Genomic DNA, 21443 nt, shown 5'->3' on the forward strand with positions numbered 1-21443 from the left:
TCTCCTGTTGAATGCTTGAGATGTATCTCTTACATGTGTGGTTCGGCGTCCTCGTCCACATGGATTGCCAGCACGGGAAGAATTTCGGACAGGGCCGTCGCCGAGAGCATGTCCCCGTGTCGTGCCGGCACCTCGGTGACGTGAATGTGACCAGTGACATAGGGTCGCCATGATTCGGCAGTGGGGGTGCCGGCCGGAACATCCTGGGTGGCGGCGAAGTGCACGAGGTCGCCGTTGAAGCGTTCGATCGGGGCTTCACGGATCAGTCGAGCCATGGTGAAGAAGCCCGCGGTCATTGCCGCAATGGTCTCGGGCGAGACATTGCCCAGCGGGTCGCCGTTCTCGCGCAGAACCTCCAGAGCCCGTTCGTCGTCGAGTCCCTCCGCGCCGACCCGAACGTCAGGATGATTGGCGCCGAGGTAGTCGACCCACAGTTGTGCCCCCTCGCCGACGTCGGCGTTGGTCTCCTGACCGGCGGGGTAGGCATCGAGGATCCCGAGGAAGGCCACCTCTTCACCCATCTCCTGCAGTCGCGTCGCCAGGCGATGTGCCAGGATGCCGCCGAAGGACCAGCCCAGCAGGTGATAGGGCCCCTGCGGCTGCACCGTCCTCATCTGCGTGATGTAGTCGTCGGCGAGTTCGGTCAGCGTGGAGGCAGTGATCTCCTCCGGATCGCCCGGTGCCAGTCCCGGCATCTGCAGGCCGATCAGCGGACGCTGAGGGTCGAGTCCGTGGAGCATCGCCGCGAACCCCCAACTGATGCCAGTGGCCGGGTGCACCGCGAACAGAGGAGGCTTCGCGCCCGCCGTGCGCAGAGGAAGCAGGCGCTGCAGGCTGTCACCGATCGAGTCCGCGGTCCCCGCATCTGCGTCGGCCACCAACTGTTCGACGGTGGGTGAGCGGAAGAGGGACTGGACCGAGAGTTCGGCGCCGAGGGCATCGTTGACGGCTGCGATGAGTGGTCGGGCCAGGAACGAATGCCCGCCGAGTTCGAAGAACGACTCGTCGACGCCGACGCGGGGCAGCGTGAGCACCTCGGCGAAGATCGTCGCCACGGTGTCCTCATGCGGTGTGCGCGGTGCCGAACGCGACCCGACGACAGCCTGCGAGGCGTCTGGCAGTGCTGACTCGTCGATCTTGCCGTGCGCCGTCAGTGGGATTTCGTCGAGGGCCACGACTCTCGGTGGGACCATGTAGCTGGGCACGATCGATCGCACATGTCGCCGCGCCTTGTCTGCGAGAGCTTCCGACCCGGCAGCATTCGTCCGGTCCGGTACAACATAGCCGACCAGCTGCATCGTGTCGGCGTCGGCACCGGATGATCGTACGAGTGCGTCCTTGACTCCCGGTGCTCCGCGCAGGGCTCGCTCGACCTCGCCGAGCTCGACACGGAACCCGCGCAGCTGGATCTGGTTGTCGCTGCGGCCGAGGAAGCTCAGGTCACCATTGCGGTGACGCACGACGAGGTCCCCTGTGCGGTACATGCGCTCGCCCGGTTCGCCGAAGGGATCGCTGACGAAGCGCTCGGCGCTCAGGCCGGGGCGGCCACGGTATCCGTGTGCCAACTGGCGTCCGGCGAGGTAGAGCTCTCCGGTCGTCCCGGCCGGCACGTGATGGAGCCGTTCGTCGAGCACATAGCCGCGCATGTGGTGCAGCGGCGATCCCAGAGTCGGCGTCGACGAGTCGGTGACCGGCCCCGCGAAGGCGTCCACGGTGGCCTCGGTGGGGCCGTAGAGGTTGTGGGCGTTGATGCCGGGGCGCTCGCGCAGCCACTCCCACAGCTCCTCGTCGATCGCCTCGCCGCCGAGGGCGAGAGTGATCGGAGCGTTCGCCGCGGCCGCTCGGTCGAGCAGGTCCGCGAAGTCCGGTTCGGTCCTGAGCGCACGCAGGTAGCTGGGGGTGGTCTCCCAGAACCCGATCCGCAGGTCATGAAGCAGCCGCGCGAGCTCCTGAGGGTCGCGTTGGGTTTCCGCCGAGGCGATGTGGATGCGATGTCCGACCAGCATCCACAGCAGCGGATCCCAGGCGGCGTCGAAGCCGACACCGGTGGTGTGGGCCACGGTGATCTGCTCGGGCTCGGAGGATGGTGTCGGCAGGAACGAGGCACGATGGGCGGCGAGCAGATTCGCGAGGGCGCAATGGCCCACCTCCACGCCCTTGGGCCGACCGGTCGAACCGGAGGTGAAGGTGACATAGGCGGCTGGGTCGTGCTGGAGAGTCGGGTCCGTGGCCGCAGCGGTCGAGGTCGGCCGGGGCCGGGCCGGACGGGTGGTGTCCACGGTGCCGTCGGCTGCTGAGATCTCAACGACGGTGGGCGTGACAGGGGCATCGGCGAGCATCGGCGCCAGTGCCTCGGCGGTTCCGGTCTCGGCCAGAACGATGAGAGGGCCCGCATCGGTCACGATCGCCCGAGCACGTTCGAGCGGATAGTCGATGTCGATCGGGTTGTAGGCCGCACCTGATTTGAGCACGGCCAACGTGGCGACGATGATCCCGACTCCGCGGCTGAGGCGAACGGATACGGTCGACCTCGGCCCCGCACCCAATCCGCGCAGCTCCTGTGCCAGGAGTTCCGCGGCTTCGTCGAGTTCGCGAAACGACATCGAGGTGTCAGCGGATTCGACTGCGGTGGCATGGGGCAGCTGTCGCACAGTGGTGGCGAAGACGTCGAGGACCATGGGCAGCGATGTCACCGGCTCCGGACCGGTGAGCTGGCCGATCGCTTGGGCCGCCTCGGCGGGGTCGAGGAGTGCGATGTCGTGGATCGGGCGTTTCGGGTCCTGCACGAGGCCGTCGGCGAAGCGGGAGAGACCCTGGCACAGGTCGACGATGGTCGCCGGCTCGAACATCGAGGAGTTGTAGTCGAGCACGACGTCGAGTCCCCTATCGGGAGTGTCTGTGCGGAAGGTGAACGAGAGGTCGAATTTGGCGTCGCCGGTCTCGACCTCAGGTTCGATGCTCGTGCGCACTCCTGGAAGGTCGAGGGTCGGCAAGGCCGTGTTCTCCAAGGACAACATGGTCTGGAACAGTGGATGGCGACCCAGCTCACGCGGCGGGTTGACGGTCTCGACAAGGCGTTCGAACGGTACGTCGTCGAGTTCCAGTGCGTCGATGGCCGCCGTGCGAGTCCGCGCCAGAAGTGTGCGGAAATCGGGTTGGTCACAGACATCGGTGCGGATCGGGACGGTGTTGACGAAGAGCCCGACCATGTCCGCAAGCTCTGGGTCCGAACGTCCGGCGCTGGGAGAGCCGATGACGACGTCCTCACTGCCGCTGATTCTGCTGAGGAACCCGGCGAGCACAGCGTGCAGGGCCATGAACAGACTGGCCCCCGCCTCGGCGGCGATCGCATTCAGGCGCTGCGTCGTCCGGTTATCGAGACTGAAGCGATGGTGACGACCCGACTGCCGGGCGGTGTGAGGGCGGGGATGGTCCGAGGGCAGGGGGAGTTCAATGGGTATTCCGTCCAGGCGCTCGCGCCATGACTGGGTCTTGTGGTCGAGGAGCGGACGGTCCTCACCTGGACGTGTCTGCGTCTCAAGCACATGGCGCTGCCACAGGGCGAAGTCCGCGTACTGGACGTCGAGATTGCGCTGCATCGGGCAGGCCGCACCGCGCAGTGCGGCATAGGCGGTGGACAAATCCTGCGTCAGCGGAGCCAACGAGGCGCCGTCGGTGGCGATGTGGTGAATGACGAGATGCAGGACCCACTGGCCGCCTTCGTCGAAGAGGACCGCGCGCAACGGCAGGTCGGTGCTGAGATCGAATCCCTTGGCAGCCTCCCGTGCCATGTCCTCCGAGGTCGCCGCCGGTGAGGACGTGGTCCGGTGGACGAGGATCCCGTGTCCGGCCGCGGGCGGAAGGATGTGTTGTACCGGGGAGCCTCCGAGGCTCGGATAGACGGTGCGCAGGATCTCGTGGCGCGTGATGACCTGGCTCAGGGACTCATCGAGCGTGTCGGGATCCAATTCGCCCTCGAAGCGAACCGCGAGGGAGATGGTGTAGTCGGAGGCCTTGGTGTCGAGCTGATTGAGGAAGTGCATCCGTGCCTGACCGTACGACAGCGGAATCACAGTCGGGCGGGTGCTCGACTGCTTCCAATCGGAGAGGCTGGTCGCCGAGGCAGCACTGCGGTCCGGGGTCGGAACCTGGTCAGACGTCGGGGTCTGCCCGCTGTTCGTGGGCAGCGTCGCGAGCGAAGCACCGGCCGAAACGTCGAGGCGCTTCAGCAGGGCAGCCGGTGTGGGTGCATCGAAGATCGCGCGCAGCGGCAGGTCGGTGTCGAAAGCCTCGCGGATGCGCCCGATGAGGGACACCGCCAGCAGCGAATGGCCTCCCAACTCGAAGAAATCGTCGTCGAGCCCGACCGAATCGGCCTCGAGCACGGTTGAGAACTGTTCGCACATTCTGGCCTCGTCCGTCGTCTCAGCGGCTCGGGAGGTTTCGCCTCCCGACAGCCGGGGAGCCGGCAGCCGGTCGCGGTCGAGTTTGCCGTGGGCGGTCAGGGGCATCGCGTCGACGGCGATCAGCACACGTGGAACCATCGGGGCCGGAAGCGCACTGGCGAGGTGGTCGCGGACGGTGGTCTCCTCTGCGTCCCCTGCGTAGTATCCGACGAGTCGTGCGGACTGCGGGTCCTGGGGATTGTCGACGACGGCTGCTGCCTGTTCGACGCCCGCGCAGGCGAAGAGAGCATTCTCAACATCGCCGAGCTCGATCCGATACCCACGCAGCTTGATCTGGTCGTCATCGCGGGAGACGAAGTCGAGGCTGCCGTCCAAGGTGCGTCGGACCAGGTCACCGGTGCGGTACATGCGCTCGCCGCTGCCGAAGGGGTTGGCGATGAAGCGCTGCGAGGTCTCAGCCGGCCGGTTGACGTATCCGGTGGCGATTCCGTCCCCTGCGAGGTAGAGCTCGCCGACGACACCATAGGGAACCTCCTGCAGGTGTCCGTCCAAGACCATGGCCGCGACGTTTCTGATCGGGTGGCCGATCCTGGCATGGTCTCCCTGAACCTTCGCCGTGACGGAGTCGACGGTGAATTCGGTGGGTCCGTAGAAGTTGTAGGCACGCACACCCGAGTGCTGGCCGAGTTCCTGCCACAGGTCATCGGGGACGGGCTCCCCGCCGAGGGCGATCGTCAGCGCAGCGGCCTCGTGGTGCCGGGCAGCAGAGGGCTCGGGGTCATCGAGGAGCCCGGAGGCGGTCAGCTGCCGCACGAAGGAGGGGGTGGTCTCGAGCGCATCGATCTGCGCTCGGCGGCAGAAGTCCACGAACGCCTCGGCGTCCCGGCGCACTTCCTCATCGACGATGTGCAGGCTCGCTCCGGCCACCAGCCAGAGCACCGGGTCCCAGGCGGCGTCGAAACCGAGGCCGGCGGTGTGCGCGACCCGGACCGAGGCTTCCTCGAGCCCCGCCTCGGCGAAGATCGTCCCCCGGTGCTGAGCGAGAAGATTGGCCAGACCACGATGGGGCACGGCGACACCCTTGGGCGTCCCGGTGGACCCGGATGTGTACATCTCATAGGCGCGGTCGTCCGGCGTCGGACGATGGGAGTCGTCTCGCACTGCTCCCTCGCCGAGGTTGCCCTCACCCCCGTCGTCCGCTGGGTCGCCGAGGTCGTCGGCACTCAGCTCTGCGGTGGAGACGGCCGTGCCCGGTCGCACAGGCACGTCGGGGGAGTCGACGACGACGGCCGCCGGGTCGCTCACGTCGAGGATCAGGCGGATCCGCTCCTGCGGATAGCTGAGGTCGATGGGAACGGCGATGGCACCGATGCTCAGCACTGCCAATGGCACAATGATGGCATCGGCTGATCGTGGCAGAGCGATGGCGACCCGCTGACCAGGCCCGATGCCTCGGGCGAGAAGCGCGCGACCGCAGCGGTGGATGCGGTCCCCGAGCTGCGCGAAGCTCAGTTCGGTGTCGTCGACCACGAGCGCCCGGCGCTGTGGAAGACGGGCGATGGTGGACTCGAGGGTGTCGATGATCGTCGTCACGAGACGGTCGCGATCGGCACCGCGGCTGTCGTCGCGGATGGTGCGCAGTTCTGCGGCGCTGAGGATGTCGAGATCCGAAACGAGGCGGTTCGGGTCGGTGACGAACTGTTCGAGTACGCTCACGAAGCGTTCGGCGATGTTCCGGGCCGTGGACTCGTCGAACAGCGCGGAATCGAATTCCAGGGAGCCGGTGATTCCGGCCGCATCCCCGCGACGTTCTGCCAGGTCGAGGAGCAGATCGAACTTCGCCTCCGAGACTTGTGGGCCGGGGGCCGCTTCGACGTGGAGATCACCCATGTCGATATCGACCGGGGTCGTGTTCTGCAGCGTCAGCATCACCTGGAACAGGGGGTGCAGTCCTTCCGAGCGTGGCGGGTCGACCTCATCGACGACGCGCTCGAAGGGGGCATCCTGATTGGCGTAGGCCGAGAGGTTGGATCCGCGGACCCTGTCGATGACATCGCCGGCGCTCGGATTGCCCGAGGTATCGGTGCGCAGGACGAGCGTATTGACGAAGAACCCGATGAGTTCATCGAGCTTCGTCTCGGTCCTGCCCGCGACGGGGGTGCCGATGGGGATGTCGCTGCCTGCTCCGAGTTTGTCCAACAGCACCGCGAATGCCGCCTGCAGCACCATGAACAGACTGGCATTGCGCTCGCTGGAGAGTCGGCGCAGTCCGGCATGGACTCTCGGGCCGATGTCAACGGGAATCGCACGGGAGACCGATCCTGGGACCGCCGCGTTTCTCGCCCGATCGGTGGGAAGCTGCAGCTGTGAGGGCGCGCCGGCCAACGAGGTCTTCCAGAAGACCAGCTGCTGCGACAGTGAACTGTTCGGGTCGTCTTCGGTTCCGAGCGCCGTTCGCTGCCAGAGGGCGTAGTCGGCGTACTGCACGGGAAGAGGCGGAAAGGCCGGGGCCCTTCCCCGCCCACGATTGCGATAGGCGGTGGACAGATCCCGGGCCAGGGGGCCCAGCGACCAGCCGTCGGCGGCGATGTGGTGGAGAGTCAGCAGCAGCAGATGCTCGTCCTCGTTGAGTCTGATGAGAAGAGCCCTGATCGGAAGCTCGCTGGAGACGTCGAATCCTCGGGTGGCCTCCGCATCCACGGTGTGGTGGACGAGGTCCTGACTGACCCCGATCGTGGACATGGCGATGCGGGCGTCGTCCGGGTTGAGAACGACCTGTTCGGGCTGGCCGGCCGTCCACGGGAAGACAGTGCGCAGGCTCTCATGTCGTGCGACGACGTCGTTGATCGCCGTGTGCAGCGCACCGACGTCGAGTCGTCCTCGCATACTCAGGGTGAGCGGTATGTTGTATGCCGCAGAACTCGGGTCGAACTGGTTGATGAACCACAGGCGTGCCTGGGCAGGGGAGAGTGGCAGCGATGTGGGACGGTCTCCTGCGACGAGCTCATGACCGGCGTCGACCGTGGTCGCCTTCGGGTCGAAGCAGGCACTGAGTTCGCGGACGGTGGGGTGTTGGAAGACCTCGCGCAGGGCGGGTGCGGCGGCGAAGCTCGTCCGCAGAGACGCGACCAGTTGAGTGGCCAGCAGCGAGTGTCCGCCGAGTTCAAAGAAGTCATCGTCGAGGCCGACGGAGTCCACGCCCAGCACGTCGCTGAAGGCCTCAGCCACGACCTGTTCCTGCGGGCCTCTGGGTGCCTCGGACTCGGAGCGTGCCGATTCCGGCTCCGGGAGGGCCCGGCGGTCGAGTTTGCCGTTGACCGTGAGCGGAATGCTCTCGATCTGCATGATGAACGAGGGGACCATGTAGTCCGGGACACGTGCCTTCATGCTCCGGCGCACCTCGGCGGTGTCGACCTGGGAGTGCGCGGTGACGTAACCGAGCAGCTGAGCGTATCCGGCCTTATTCTGCCTGAGTTCGACGACGGCCGACCCGATTCGGGGGTCGGCCTGCAGAGCGAGCTCGACCTCGGAGAGCTCGACACGGTACCCGCGCAGTTTGATCTGCTCATCACTGCGCCCGAGGAACTCGATGCCGCCGTTCAAGGGCCTGCGGACGATGTCTCCGGTTCGATACATCCTCGACCCGTCGTTGGAGAAGGGATCGGCGACGAAGCGTTCAGAGGTCGTTCCAGGACGGTCGACATAGCCGCGCGCCAAGTTGAGCCCGGCAATGTAGAGCTCTCCTGTTGCCTGTTCGGGCACAGGGGACAGTCTGGAATCGAGTACATAGTGTCGGGTGTTCGTGACGGAGTGGCCGAGGACCGGGGACGTGCCCGCGACGATGGGAGCGGTGAGACTGTCGACGGTCGTCTCCGCCGGTCCGTACAGGTTGTAGGACGTCACGTCGTCCAGCGCAGCCAGCTGCTGCCAGAGCCCGCTGTCGACTGCTTCTCCTCCCAACGCAATGACGCTGGGGTGGGCGGTCCCGCTGAAGCTGCCGTGGGCCAGAAGAGCCTTGGCGAACGAGGGAGTCGTCTCGATTGAGTCGATGCCGTGAGTGGTGAAATACGAGGTCAGCGCTTCGGGGTCGCGGCGGGTGAGGGTGTCGATGAGGTGGAGTTCGTGTCCGGCGAAGAGCCACAGCAGCGGGTCCCATGCGGCGTCGAAGGAGATCCCTGCGGTGTGTGCCACCCGCAGTCCGCGCCCGAGTCGTTCGACGGCCGGTGTGAAGATGGTCTCCTGGTGACTGAGGAAGAGATTGAGCAGCGACCGGTGTTCGACGCCGATGCCCTTGGGTCGGCCGGTCGACCCGGATGTGAAGATCACATAGGCGAGGTCGTCGGGGGCCGGCGTGGTCTCCGGTGCGCGCTGGGCCGTCCGGGACGACAGCCTGGCAGACAGCCGGTCCGAATCCAGATCGATGACAGGCCGATCCGTGGAGATCGTCGACTCCCCGGCGGGGCCCGACACAGTCGAGGAATTGAGCACGAGGACCGGGTCGGCATCGGCGACCATCGCCTCGATTCGGGCTGCCGGATGGTCGGGATCGAGGGGAATATAGGCTGCACCTGCCTTGAGGATCCCGAGCACGGTGACCGGCAGAGCCGTGGTCCGTCCGAGGCGCGCGGCGACGCGTGTGCCCGGGCCGGCGCCGTGCTCGCGAAGATAGCTGGCCAGCTGTGTCGACCTGCGATCGAGATCGGCGAAGCTGAGATGTCCGTCATCGGCCACGACGGCGGAGGCGAACGGGGTCGCACGGGCATGAGCGGTGAACTCGTCGACCACGGTGTGGCGGGGAATGTTCTGGACTCGGCCCATTCCGCCGGCGATGACGTCGTCAGCTTCGCTGTCATCGAGCAGGGACAGCCCCGCCAGAGGCTGAGCGCGACCGGGATCCAGCTGGGAGAGGACGGAGAGGAAGCGGCGCAGGTGTTCGGCGAGACTCTCCTGGGTGTAGAGCTCGGCATTGGCCTCAAACCGAACGATGGCGGCTCGCGAGTCCCTGCCGGAGGAGGTCTGGTCCGCTCCCAGGCCGTGGACGATGATCGACAGATCATCGACCGGACCCGTGGACATGAGATGCAGAGACGCCGAGGCCTGGCCGAAGCTGATGTCATCGACTGTCGGGAAGATGTTGACCGAGGGCCCGATGTAGCTCGTGTCGGTGTCGAGTTCCTGATAGTGGAACTGTTGGTGAATGAGCGTCGTGCGCAGGGCCGAACCCGTATTCTCAACGAGTTCGGGGGCGGTGGTCTCGGGTGTGGTGGCCAGCTGCAGCGGCAGGATCTTCGACATCATCGACGGCACCGATTTGGCCAGGGCGCTGCGCCGGGCCGTCACCGGCAGTCCCACGGAGACGGTCTGCCGACCCGTCATCTTGTGCAGATACGTCGCGGCGGCCGCGAGGACGAGGACCGGGGTCGATTGGGCACCGGCCAATTGTCCGGCCAGCTCCGCGGGGATGTCGGCGTCGGCTGTGACCAGCTGTTTCGCCGAGGCAGGTGGACGTCCCGCCAAGCCCGTGGCTGTCTCCGACTCTGAGATGGTCTGTGACCAGAAGTCGGCATCGGTGCGGAAACGCTGCGAGGATCGGTAGTCCGCCTCCTCGGCCACCAGGGCCTCCAGGCTGCCGAAAGGCGACTCCGATGGCTGTGCGCTCGGATCAGCCAGCTCACCGTACAGCTGCGACTCGCGTCGCAGGATGAGCACGGCAGAGTAGCCGTCGACGAGGAGGTGGTGGGCTCGCTGGTAGAAGATCCAATGGTCGGGGCCGAGGTGGAACAGCTCAGACCTGAGCAGCTCACCATCCTCGAGATCGTGAACGGTGGCGAGGTCGGCTTCCATGAGGGCCCGGGCCTTCGCCACCGGTTCGTCGACCGACTCGCCCCGCAGATCATGGAAGTGTAGGTGCCTGCGAGGCGAGCCGTGCTTTTGGAAGACTCCCCGGTCGTCTTCGCCGAAGACGACGTTGAGCGAATCGGCCTCTGCGACGGCGGTGCCGACGGCGCGTCGCATCACATCGACGTCCAGGGGCCCGAGAATTTCGACGTACAGCCCGATCTGGAAAGTCGGGTTGTCGGGTTCGATCTTCTGGGCATACCAGATGCCGCGTTGTGCAGAGGTGAGTTCGATTCGGGGAGAGTCGTCAGTCATTGTGTCTTTCGAACGCGAGGGTGTGGTGCCGTCTTGCTGGAACGTCAGATGGGCTGTTACTGGAACGTCAGATGGGCTGTTACTGGAACGTCAGATGGGCTGTTACTGGAACTGTCCGATGTTGATCGAGCCGATGAGGTTCATCAGATCACCGAGATCGATGAGCGGCCCTTCGACCAGAGAGCTGGAGGGCTCTGCATCGTGTGCCTGGGGCCCTTCGGCGGCCGACGCCGCTCCAGGGGCGGCGAAGACTCCGACCATCACAGCGAGAGCTGCGATTGTGGCACCGCCGATGGTCCGAAGACCTGTGCGTTTGAGGCTCAACATAGTCTCTGTCCTTTCCTGACACGTCGTGCAGATCATCTGCACCGGGCAAGCAGTACTGGTTCGGAGGGTTCGAGCGTGTGGATTGACGATTCGCCGAACTTTTTCGGATCGGCTGCCTCGCAGCCTTCTGATCGGCTGCCTTCGCCGCCTACGCTGCCTCGCAGCCTTCACCGCCTTCGCAGCGTCGGCGGTGACGGGCATGCTTCACGAATGACCACAATCAGAGCATAATAGAACGTATGAACGAATATTCCAGGCCGGAATGGCTCAGTCGATACCAGGACTTCAAGTCGCTGTGCTCCGACGTGTCGGGGGAGTACATCCGCTTCTACCTCACCACGGGCTGCGAGCAGGTCAGCTATACGCATTCGCAGAACACCGAGGGGCTGCCGACCTACTCCTGCCGGCTGACGTCAGATGACGGCACGGTTCTGCTGCTGCCACTCGACGACTGGCGTGACCGGATGGAGGAGGTGCCGGGCCTGGTGCGCACATGGCTGGACGAGCACTCGGATCTCAAGGGATGCAGGCCCTCCAAGTCGCACTATCAGGGTGACAGGTACTGGTTCGAGCAGTGGCAGCTGGCGAATCCCTGGTGATGGGCGGACAGGGGCGTGGGGTGACCGGTTTCTCGCGGCCACGCGTACTTGGTAATTAATTACACCAGGTGAAATACTAGCCAGATGAAAGAAAAGTTGGAGTCGTCGCGGCTTCCGCGACGGATCGTGCGCATTCTTGTCCCTGCGGTCCTCATTCTCCTGTGGCTGGCAGTATTCGGATTTGGTGGGATGAGCTTCGGATCGATTGACGAAGTCGCCACCGATGAGCGGTCGTCCTTCCTGCCCTCGAGCGCAGAATCGACCAAAGTCCAGAACGAGATCACTGAGTTCACCGGATCAGACGCAGTCCCAGCGATCATCGTTGCCGAACGCCAAGGCGGCCTCACCGACGCTGACCAGGCGGGGCTCGAGCGTCTGGCTGAACGCGCTGCCGATGTCATTCAGGGCGCCGAGTCCTCCCCGGTCATCTCTTCGGATGACAAGGAAGCGGCACAACTCGTTGTGTCGATTCCCGCCGATGCCGAGATCGGCGATGTTGTCACGCAGTTGGAGGAAGACGCGGGACAGGAACTCTCCGGTCTCGATTTCTGGGTCAGTGGGCCCGCAGGATTCAGTGCTGATCTGCAAGAGGCCTTCAGTGGGATCGACGGAATTCTGCTCCTCGTCGCACTCGCCGTCGTCTTCGTCATTCTCGTCATCGTCTACCGCTCACCTTTGTTGCCGGTCCTTGTGCTCGTCAGCTCACTCACGGCTCTCTGCGCAGCGGTGCTGATCAATGTCGCGTTGGCTCGTGAAGGAGTTGTCACACTCAACGGGCAGGTCCAAGGCATTCTCTTCATTCTGGTCATCGGGGCCGCCACCGACTACTCATTGCTTTACATCGCCCGTTGCCGAGAAGAGCTGCGGGACACTTTCACCCCTTCCCTCGCCGCGTGGAAGGCGATGCGCGGGGTATTCGAACCGATCCTGGCGTCGGGTGGAACCGTGATCGTCGGCCTTTTGTGCCTTCTCCTGTCCGACCTCGGATCGAACTCCGCACTCGGCCCGGTGGCGGCCGTCGGAATCGCGTGTGCCATGCTCACCACATTGACCTTCCTGCCGGCAATGCTCGCTGTCTTCGGGCGAGCGTCGTTCTGGCCGCGGGGACCCAAGTATGGCACCGAGCACCCGGTGCTCACCGGTCCGGGCGCCACAGGATTCTGGCCGGGGGTGGGTCGGTTCGTCGCCAGAGGCCCACGTCGATTGGTCGCCGGGGTCACGCTCGTTCTCGTCGTGGGATGCGCAGGCTTGGTATTCCTTGATGCCAATGGTGTCGCACAAAGTGAGTTCGTCCTCGGGGACAGCCAAGCACGCGACGGTCAGGCAGTCATCGACGATCACTTCGCCGGCGGGGCAGGCAATCCCGCGTACGTGCTCGCACCAAGTGACGAGCGTCGAGAGGTCGCTGAAGAAATTTCGTCTGCAGACGGTATCGACGACGTCTCTCTGGTCGCCCAGGATTCCCCATCGGGCACGACGCCGATTGACGACACTGGCAAGGCCATCACGGATTCACGACCGGGACCGCCTCCGGCAGAGCCTACGGAGATCAACGGTGACATCATGTTCTCCCTGACTCTGTCGGCTCCTGCCGACTCGCTCGAAGCCGAAGGAACCATTGAAGACCTGCGTGAGCACTTGTCCCCGACTCAGGCACTGGTCGGTGGCAGCACTGCTGTTGATCTCGATACGAATGAGACGTCATCACGAGACAGAACGGTGATCATTCCCATCGTTCTCATCGTCATCACCATCATGCTTGCCCTGCTGCTGAGATCCCTGGTCGCGCCGGTGCTGCTGCTGGCGACGACGGTCTTGAGCTTCGGCACGGCGTTGGGAGTCAGCGCTGTCATCTTCCGTCTGATCGGGCAGCCGCAATCAGACCCTTCGGTACCGCTGTACGCCTTCGTGTTCCTCGTGGCATTGGGAATCGACTACAACATCTTCCTGATGACCCGCGTTCGCGAAGAAACCATCACCTACAGAACCCGGGAAGGCACCCTGCGCGGACTGTCGGTGACGGGAGGGGTGATCACGAGTGCAGGAATCGTCCTCGCAGCGACCTTCGCGGCGCTGCTCGTCATTCCCATCCAGTTCCTCCTCCAATTGGCAATCATCGTCTCGCTCGGTGTCCTCCTCGATGCACTGATCGTGCGGACGCTGCTGGTGCCGGCTCTGTCGCTGTGGATCGGGGATCGTCTGTGGTGGCCATCGCGCCTGGCCAAGCCCAGCAAGCACTGAGTGTTCACTCTGCCTCGGGGGCGGTCATGTCCTTCTTCGTCTCACGGAGGAAGCGGATCACCACTTCGCGTTCGGCTGAGGTCAGCCGTGCTGCCGCGTGGAAGCGTCGAGACTGTTGGCGTCCTACAGTCTCGATCGCCGAAGTGTAGGTGTGTGGCGTGACACTGACTTTCTGAGCTCTGCGATCATCTGGGTGAGGGGCTCGTTCGATGTGCCCGGCGAGTTCTAATCGAGCGAGCAGCTTCGTCGTCGCCGAGTTCGAGATGCCCAGATGCTCGGCGATGCCTCCGGGTGTGCCTACGACATCACGGTGAGAGCAGATGATGAGGTAGTGGATGGCCCTCATGTCTGTGGCGTTGAGTTTCATGTACTGCTGAGAGGCCTCTGACATAGCCTGTTCGGCTTCGCGAAGCTCACCGAAGGCGGTCATGAGTTCACCGATCTGAGCCACAGCCGCGGCTGACATGCTCGATCGATCAATGAGCTTCTGCTGCGGATCACTCGAGTCAACATCGTAGACCGCTGACTTCTCAATGTTCGCCACCACATACCCCGCTGTTGCCCCTGGCGTGTTTCATCGTCGAGCCATGTGGACTCGTCGCAGATCGCCGGAACCCATCATAGTCGCTGAGGTTTCGTGCCCCTGGGCGCATGGTGGTCGTGAACCCCGAGTGACTTCAGCAGCACAGTGCGGATGGTCTGTGAACACCATCTGCAGGGAGGACTTCTTGCCCGCCGAGAAGCGGTGCAGCTTATCGGTCAACCCCTGCGTGTCAGGGTGATCACCTCGGGCGCACGGGAAGTCGCCTCTGTCATCCACTAGCCAGGCTAACGAATCGCGCTTATGGTGACAGCGTGGCCCTTCGCAGCTTCGCAGCTTCGCAGCTTCGCAGGTGGAGTGACGCGGTGTGCCGAGCAGTATGGTTTCAGCAGTCAGGCTCGATGAAGAACGGTGTGATCATGATCGAAGAACTCAGTGACCTGGGTACCAGGAGCCGGTGCACAGTGACAGGCATCTGCGCCCCATTGTGATGACCCCTGAGGACGTGCCTATGCCGCAATCTCAACCCGAAACCATCGAACCATCGCCTCATCCCCGCACGGTCCTGGTGCTCGGCGCCACCGGCTACATCGGGGGACGGCTCGTCCCTCGCCTCCTGCAGGCCGGTCACCGCGTTCGCGTCGCCGTGAGATCGCCGCACAAGCTCGAACAGGTGCCATGGGCCGATGACGTCGACATCCATCGCGTCGACCTCGACGATGGGGACGGCCTCGTCGAGGCGGCAACCGGGGCCGATGTCATCCACCACCTGGTCCATTCGATGGGATCGGGGCGCAACTTCGAAGAGAAGGAGGCCGCAACGGCCAGGCGGGTAGCCGAAGCGGCAGAAGCCGCCGGTGTTCGCCGCATCGTCTACCTCGGAGGACTCCATCCCGACAAGGCGAACTTGTCCATGCACATGCGGTCGCGGGCGCAGGTCGGCCGGATTCTCATCGACTCGCCTGTGCCCGCCGTCGCTTTCCAGGCGGGCATCATCATCGGATCAGGATCGGCCTCCTTCGAGATGGTGCGTCACCTCGCCCTGACCTTGAGACTGATGCCGGCGCCGAGGTGGGTCACCAATCACGTCGAGCCGCTGGCGGTCCGTGATGTGCTCTACTACCTCCTCCAGGCCGTCGACATCGACTCCGACGTCAATCGTGCGTTCGACATCGGATCCCATGATGTCCTCAGATACGCCGAGATCATGAAGCGATTCGCTGCGATCGCTGGACTCAAGCCCCGGCACGTCCTCACTCTGCCTCTTCCTGCACCCACGCTCTCCGGAATCTGGGTCGGCCTCGTCACCCCGCTGCCGTTCACGCTGACACTGCCGCTCGTCCAGTCGCTGCAAGAGGACGCTGTGACCAAAGACCGCGATGTCGACGCGGTGATATCTCCTCCTCCAGACGGTCTGCTCGACTTCGAGCAGTCTGTGCGTCTGGCTCTGCTGCGCGAAGCCGAAGGGGCCGTCGACACCAATTGGGATGCCGATGCCGGTGAACTAGCCCAGGCCGCGAAGCCGCTGCCCAGTGACCCCGAATGGGCTGGAGAGCGCGTCTTCACCGACGACCGGACACTGCACTTTCCTGAGCTGACCCCCGAGCGGATCTGGCCGGTCATCGAAAGCATCGGAGGGCGGAATGGCTGGTACTCGTGGCCGCTGGCATGGAAGGTGCGCGGAGTCTGGGACAAGATCGTGGGAGGTGCCGGCCTCAACCGCGGGCGGCGGCTGCCCGACCGCCTTCGGGTCGGCGACCCGGTCGACTGGTGGCGGGTCGAAGAACTCGAGCCTGAACATCGACTCCTCCTGCGAGCGGAGATGCGGGTCTCGGGCAGCGCCTGGCTCGAATTCACCACCACCGATGCCGGGCGCGGCTGCGAATTCAGGCAGCGAGCGATCTTCATTCCCAAGGGTGTCCGCGGCCGGGTCTACTGGGCATTCGTCTCACCATTTCACCGGTTCATCTTTCCTGCCATGGCGAAGAACATCGCCCGGGCGGCGAAAAAATCTCACCTCGATCGACGCAGAGAACTTGATCGTTAGCTAAGCTAGCGATTATGTTCTCACCGACGCATCAGGTGTTCAGCCACACGGCACAGCAGGCGGCCGAGGCCGTCATTTCGAACTATTCGACGTCTTTCGGACTGGCCACAAGGCTCCTCGGCCCCGCCCGCCGGCACCATATCCGCAACATCTATGCCCTCGTGAGGATCGCCGATGAGATCGTTGATGGTCTCGCCGCGGACGCAGGACTCGATGCGAGCGAGCAGCGTGAACTGCTAGACAACTTCGCTGATGCAACCCGCAGCGCACTGCGATTCGGCATCAGTGACAACCTCGTCATCCACGCGTTTGCCCAGACAGCCAGGACGACCGGAATCACGTTTGACCTCATCGAGCCGTTCTTCGCCTCAATGCGAGCAGATGTGGGCACCCCGAATGATCCTCCCGCACCCGTCCGTGGCCTCCTCGCGGACGAACATCGTGATTACGTCTACGGCTCCGCCGAGGTGGTCGGCCTCATGTGCCTCAAGGTCTTCCTCAGCGATCAGGACCGCACCCCTGCCCAGGTTGAGGCCCTGGAATTCGGTGCGCGGCAGCTCGGGGCGGCGTTTCAGAACATCAATTTCCTCCGCGATCTGGCCGACGACAGTGTGCGGCTGCATCGCAGCTATCTCACCGCTGAGAGTCGTCTCTCGGATTCTGACAAGACCGCGTGGGTGATCATTGTCCGGCAGCAGCTCGCACACGCTCAGGCCACGTTCTCCCTGCTGCCGAAGGATGCCAGAACGGCGGTGAGAACTGCCGCGGCGCTCTTCGCCGCTCTCAACGACAGGATCGCAGTCACTCCCGTTGATCGCCTGTATCAGGAGCGCGTGCGCGTGCCCAACGTGGTGAAAGCCAGGCTTGTATCGCGAGCCATCCTCTCCACAGTGAGGGAGGGGCGGCCATGACGCGACGCATCGGTGTCATCGGTGGCGGAGCCGCGGGGTTGGCCACTGCCGCACTCTTGGCGCGCGAGGGACACACGGTCGACCTCTTCGAGCAGAATTCGACTCTCGGCGGTCGTATCGGTTCGATCGAGCGGGACGGTTATCGGTTCGACACCGGACCGTCCTGGTACTTGATGCCGGAGGTCTTCGAACATTTCTTCAACCTCGTCGGAACCACAGCCGCCGCCGAACTGGATCTGCGCACCCTCGACCCCGCCTACACCGTCTTCAGCCCCGCCTCGGCATCCTCACACGCACAGGCGATCACAATTCCGCAGGGCCAAGCCCAGGTGCTCGAGGCCTTCGAGCACATCGAGCGGGGCAGCGGCCGTTCTCTGAACCGATATCTAGCATCGGCCAACCGCACCAAGAACATGGCGATCGACTACTTTCTCTACAACCCCTTCACCTCGCCGATGTCGATGCTTCGGTCCGAGATCATGACCGCGCTCCCGACTCTGGTGCGTCTGCTCGGGACATCTCTTGAACGCTTCTCCTCCGCCTCGGTGCGGCATCCCGTGCTGCGACAGATCCTCCAGTACCCGGCGATCTTCCTCGGTACGGACCCGCGGAAGGCGCCGGCGATCTACCATCTGATGAGCGCTCTGGACCTTGGCGACGGGGTCCAGTACCCCATGGGAGGGTTCAGGACCATCGTCGACGCCTTGACCCGCATCGTCGACGAATCCGGGGTCCGAGTGCACACCAATGCTGCTGTCAGACACATATCTGCCGTCCCGCAGAGAGGTCGACGCCGGAAAGTCACCGGCCTCGCCTGGGCGGACCAGGAGGGTCGCAAGCACGAGCACCGCTGCGATGTCGTCGTCTCCGCCGCTGATCTCCACTACACGGAGACTCGGCTCCTGGACCATGTCGATCAGAGCCGCCCGGAGAGCTGGTGGGAGAGGGTGACAAGCGGCCCGGGCGCGATTCTGGTCTTCCTCGGAGTCGAGGGAGAGATCCCGCAGCTTCCACATCACTCACTGTTCTTCACCGACGACTGGTCGACCAACTTCGACGACATCTTCGGGCCTCGACCGAAGATCTCCTCCCCGGCCTCGGCCTATGTGTGCAAGCCCAGCCACACCGATCCGAGCGTGGCACCGCCCGACCACGAGAATCTGTTCATCCTCATCCCCGTGCCGGCCGATGCCGGACTGGGCGCTGGCGGCCGCGATGGGAAGGGGGATCCGCGCATCGAACGTGCAGCGGATCGAGCCATCGATCAGGTTGCCCAGTGGGCCGACATCCCTGACCTGAGAGATCGGATCAGGTTTCGGCAGACACAGGGGCCGACAGACTTCTCCAGCAGCTACAATTCGTGGCTCGGGGGCATGCTCGGGCCCGCCCATACGCTGCGCCAGAGTGCGATGTTCCGCCAGCAGAATGTCTCCAACAAGGTGGAGGGACTCTACTACGCAGGTGCGACGACCGCTCCCGGCGTCGGCGTGCCGATGTGTCTGATCAGTGCTGAACTGGTCCTCAAGCGCATTCGAGGGGACTCAAGTCCGGGACCGCTGCCCATCGACGATGATCCCTTCGAGACAGCGGTGTCTCAGCCGTTGTAGGGCTCGAGCTCATCTGCGCTGTAGTAGTGCTGCGCGAGGTCGTTGACTCGAACGAGGTACTTGCCACGTTCTTCGTCGAAGACTTCGATCTTGCCGGTGCTGCCGTTCATGGGTTCGCCGGTGATCGTCACGGTGTCGCCTGTGTTGAATTCAGCCATACCTCAGTTTAGGCCCGCTGGCTCGGGACCGTGCAACTGGTGCGAGTATCCGTCGCGGAAGGTGGGGAAGTCCAACGATCCGAGGAAGTCATGGAACCGGGTGTTCTCGATCCGTCTTCCCGCTTCGGGTTCTGCCCTCAGATCTGGTGGAGGCGAGACGTTCAGCGCGGAGGCCAGATATTCGACGACCTCACCCAGCTGGACCGGACACGAGTCCGCGGCGTGCAGGAGCTGAGGTGGGTCAGGGGCGAACAGGAGAGCTTCCAGGCCTCGGATGAGATCACGGTGGTGAACGCGATTCGTCCACCGTCGGTAGTTCACGGCTCGGCCGGAGAGGACTCCGTCGACGAGCCGAGAGCCCTCGCGACCATAGATCCCGGCGGCCCGAACGATTGAGGCGGATGCGAACGTGCTGCGAATGAGCTGCTCGGTCTCCCAGAGAGTGCGGGCAGGGCCTGAGCCAGGGCGGGGCACAGTGTCCTCGTTCGCAGTCTCGCCGGGCGACGCACTGCCGAGGACTCGAGTCGAGGACACGAGGATCACCCGCTTGGGTCGGGAGCGCAGGATGCTGATCAGGCCTTCGACTCCGCGGCGATACGTCTGCTCATAGCCCGCATCGGAATAGTCATCGGGAGTCAGCGTGATGACCACCGAGTCAATGTCGTCGATGGTGGTGTCATCGGGGTTGCCGAGGTCCACGGCAAGCGTTTCGAATGAGTCGGGAAGCTGGTCAGGGTGTCGGCGCGCACCAATGACCTCGTGGCCGCTTCGCACCAGCCGCAGTCCCAATCGCGTTCCGAGATCACCGCATCCTGCCAGAAGCACCCTCATGTTCGGACCTCCTTCGTGTCATCATTCTCTCCGGACGCGGATCCTGCGGAGGCAGGTCCTGCTGACACATTCTTCATGTGATCGTAGGCACTCAGTGCGGCCTGCCGCGAATCCGCGAGACCGACGATGGGAGCGGGCGCGGCTTCCGGGGCGTAGGGCAGCCAGTCATCGATATAGGCGTCGTCGGGGTCGAAGCGTTCGCGTTGGCGTTCGGGATTGAATACACGGAAATAGGGAGCGGCATCGGCACCACTGCCGGCGACCCACTGCCAGGAGACCGGGTTGTTGGCTTCATCGGCGTCGACGAGGGTGTCCCAGAACCATTGTTCTCCGCACCACCAATGCTGGAGGAGGTTCTTGGTGAGAAAGCTCGCAGTGACCATGCGAACCCGATTGTGCATCCAGCCTGTCTCCCACAGCTGGGCCATTCCTGCATCGACGAGTGGATAGCCGGTGGTCCCCGACCTCCAATGGGCCAGCGCATCAGCGTCGTCTTCGTAGGGGAAGTTTCGGAACTCACTTCTGATCGGCGCGTAGTCGATGTCGGGGTAGTGGTAGGTCAGATGCCAGGAGAATTCGCGCCAGTAGAGCTGACGGATCCACGGTGCGCGATCGTCCGGGGTCACGGATGTCGTCGTCCGAGCGGCGTGGAGCAGCTGTCGTGGTGACAGTTCTCCGTATCGCAGCCTCGGCGAGAGTCGAGAGGTGCTCTGCGCATCCGAGGGAATATCCCTGGTGGTGCTGTAGCCGTCGATGCCCTCCGCCAGATCCTCAAGCTGGGCGGCAGCGGCCCTGGTTCCCGGCGACCAGTGGCTGGCGATGGTGTCCTGCCACCACCGGGGGCCGCGGGCTGCGGCGAATTCTCCTGAACCGGTGCCCGTGCCGTCGAGGAGTCCCAGTCCGTCGAGGTCGGTCACGGCAGTGCAGGCTCGTGCCGATTCCACCAGAGCCGGGTCCAGAGGTGACTGTGGCTGCGGCGTCGGCAGCGCGTCACCGACCTCGCGACCTGACACGGCCTTCCAGAACGGGGTGAAGACCTTGTAGTGGTCACCGCCCTGAGGTGCGGCCGTCCAGGGTTCGACGAGGAGGGACCCACCGTGGGAATGGACGACGAAGCCCTGATCGTTCAGAACGGTCTTGATCTGGCTGTCGAGAGCCCGGGAGGCGGGGGCGTAACGGCGTGACCACCGGAGTGCACCGACGCCGAGGCTGCCGGCCAGGTGCGGAATGATCACAGCAGCCTCACCTGCGGCGAAGAGCAGAGGAATTCCCAGGTCAGAGAGCTCTTGGTGGAGAACGGCCAGAGATTCATGTGCCCACCACCGGCTTGCCCCACCCATCGGTCTGGGCCCCAGCCCCTCGTCGTCGCGGACCTCACGGATCCACACGGCGATGACGCGGCCATCGGCACGCGCCGCCGTGAGCGCTGCGTGGTCGCTCACACGCAGGTCATCACGAAACCACACCAGGGTGAGGTCGTCGTCGGTTGCGCCCATCAGCGACCGCCCGTTCGAGCGCGCGTCAGACCTCGATCGTGCATCAGGCACCGACGCGTTTCGTCCGGATCGAAACGGAGGATCTCCGCATTGAGGGCAGTCGCGAATCCCACGGAATGATGAAGC

The 21443-nt window shown here is 64.4% G+C and carries 11 protein-coding genes; 5 read left to right on the plus strand and 6 right to left on the minus strand.

Annotated features, from left to right (window positions below; all coding sequences use genetic code 11):
* Window positions 1-29: 29 nt before the first annotated feature.
* On the minus strand, window positions 30-10559 hold the full coding sequence (locus tag BLT92_RS13760) for a non-ribosomal peptide synthetase (protein WP_092106424.1): 10530 nt from the start codon (window positions 10557-10559) through the stop codon (window positions 30-32).
* Between the two features lie 102 nt (window positions 10560-10661).
* Entirely contained in the window at window positions 10662-10886 is a 225-nt protein-coding gene (locus BLT92_RS13765; RefSeq protein WP_092106426.1) for a hypothetical protein, read from the minus strand.
* A 239-nt stretch (window positions 10887-11125) separates the two neighbouring features.
* Between BLT92_RS13765 and BLT92_RS13770 the strand changes: the two genes are divergently transcribed.
* Window positions 11126-11485 carry a hypothetical protein gene (locus tag BLT92_RS13770; RefSeq protein WP_092106428.1) on the plus strand — a complete coding sequence of 120 codons (360 nt, stop codon included), beginning with the start codon at window positions 11126-11128 and terminating at the stop codon, window positions 11483-11485.
* An 84-nt stretch (window positions 11486-11569) separates the two neighbouring features.
* Window positions 11570-13726 carry an MMPL family transporter gene (locus BLT92_RS13775; RefSeq protein ID WP_092106430.1) on the plus strand — a complete coding sequence of 719 codons (2157 nt, stop codon included), beginning with the start codon at window positions 11570-11572 and terminating at the stop codon, window positions 13724-13726.
* 4 nt (window positions 13727-13730) lie between these two features.
* On the opposite strand, the gene BLT92_RS13780 is transcribed toward BLT92_RS13775, so the two are convergent.
* Window positions 13731-14270 carry a MarR family winged helix-turn-helix transcriptional regulator gene (locus BLT92_RS13780; RefSeq protein WP_231938836.1) on the minus strand — a complete coding sequence of 180 codons (540 nt, stop codon included), beginning with the start codon at window positions 14268-14270 and terminating at the stop codon, window positions 13731-13733.
* Between the two features lie 508 nt (window positions 14271-14778).
* Between BLT92_RS13780 and BLT92_RS13785 the strand changes: the two genes are divergently transcribed.
* Genes BLT92_RS13785 through crtI form a run of 3 tightly spaced genes read left to right on the plus strand, consistent with a single transcriptional unit; the run spans window position 14779 to window position 18832 of the window.
* Window positions 14779-16314, plus strand: a complete 1536-nt coding sequence (locus BLT92_RS13785; protein WP_092106432.1) for an SDR family oxidoreductase — start codon at window positions 14779-14781, stop codon at window positions 16312-16314.
* 14 nt (window positions 16315-16328) lie between these two features.
* A complete protein-coding gene (locus tag BLT92_RS13790) occupies window positions 16329-17225 on the plus strand; it encodes a phytoene/squalene synthase family protein (protein WP_092106434.1) in 897 nt (298 codons plus the stop codon).
* Window positions 17222-18832 carry a phytoene desaturase family protein gene (crtI, locus tag BLT92_RS13795; RefSeq protein WP_092106436.1) on the plus strand — a complete coding sequence of 537 codons (1611 nt, stop codon included), beginning with the start codon at window positions 17222-17224 and terminating at the stop codon, window positions 18830-18832. The genes BLT92_RS13790 and crtI overlap by 4 nt, the downstream gene beginning before the upstream one ends.
* Here crtI and BLT92_RS20630 read toward each other — a convergent pair.
* Genes BLT92_RS20630 through BLT92_RS13805 form a run of 3 tightly spaced genes read right to left on the minus strand, consistent with a single transcriptional unit; the run spans window position 18820 to window position 21317 of the window.
* The gene (locus BLT92_RS20630; protein ID WP_172802599.1) at window positions 18820-18990 is read right to left on the minus strand and encodes a transcription termination/antitermination protein NusG; all 171 of its coding nucleotides are present in this window, start codon (window positions 18988-18990) and stop codon (window positions 18820-18822) included. The genes crtI and BLT92_RS20630 overlap by 13 nt on opposite strands.
* 3 nt (window positions 18991-18993) lie before the next feature.
* The gene (locus tag BLT92_RS13800; RefSeq protein WP_092106438.1) at window positions 18994-19821 is read right to left on the minus strand and encodes an SDR family oxidoreductase; all 828 of its coding nucleotides are present in this window, start codon (window positions 19819-19821) and stop codon (window positions 18994-18996) included.
* Window positions 19818-21317 carry a cryptochrome/photolyase family protein gene (locus BLT92_RS13805; RefSeq protein WP_092106440.1) on the minus strand — a complete coding sequence of 500 codons (1500 nt, stop codon included), beginning with the start codon at window positions 21315-21317 and terminating at the stop codon, window positions 19818-19820. Before BLT92_RS13805 ends, BLT92_RS13800 begins: the two co-directional genes overlap by 4 nt.
* Window positions 21318-21443 lie beyond the last annotated feature (126 nt).

Source organism: Brevibacterium picturae, from assembly GCF_900105045.1.
GTDB classification, from domain to species: Bacteria; Actinomycetota; Actinomycetes; order Actinomycetales; family Brevibacteriaceae; genus Brevibacterium; species Brevibacterium picturae.

What these genes read in the sequence shown, in the direction of transcription:
- BLT92_RS13800 (WP_092106438.1), bottom strand. Translation starts at nt 19,821, where the DNA reads ATGAGGGTGCTTCTGGCAGGATGCGGTGATCTCGGAACGCGATTGGGA.
- BLT92_RS13790 (WP_092106434.1), top strand. Translation starts at nt 16,329, where the DNA reads ATGTTCTCACCGACGCATCAGGTGTTCAGCCACACGGCACAGCAGGCG.
- BLT92_RS13775 (WP_092106430.1), top strand. Translation starts at nt 11,570, where the DNA reads ATGAAAGAAAAGTTGGAGTCGTCGCGGCTTCCGCGACGGATCGTGCGC.
- BLT92_RS13770 (WP_092106428.1), top strand. Translation starts at nt 11,126, where the DNA reads ATGAACGAATATTCCAGGCCGGAATGGCTCAGTCGATACCAGGACTTC.
- BLT92_RS20630 (WP_172802599.1), bottom strand. Translation starts at nt 18,990, where the DNA reads ATGGCTGAATTCAACACAGGCGACACCGTGACGATCACCGGCGAACCC.
- crtI (WP_092106436.1), top strand. Translation starts at nt 17,222, where the DNA reads ATGACGCGACGCATCGGTGTCATCGGTGGCGGAGCCGCGGGGTTGGCC.
- BLT92_RS13760 (WP_092106424.1), bottom strand. Translation starts at nt 10,559, where the DNA reads ATGACTGACGACTCTCCCCGAATCGAACTCACCTCTGCACAACGCGGC.
- BLT92_RS13805 (WP_092106440.1), bottom strand. Translation starts at nt 21,317, where the DNA reads ATGGGCGCAACCGACGACGACCTCACCCTGGTGTGGTTTCGTGATGAC.
- BLT92_RS13785 (WP_092106432.1), top strand. Translation starts at nt 14,779, where the DNA reads ATGCCGCAATCTCAACCCGAAACCATCGAACCATCGCCTCATCCCCGC.
- BLT92_RS13765 (WP_092106426.1), bottom strand. Translation starts at nt 10,886, where the DNA reads ATGTTGAGCCTCAAACGCACAGGTCTTCGGACCATCGGCGGTGCCACA.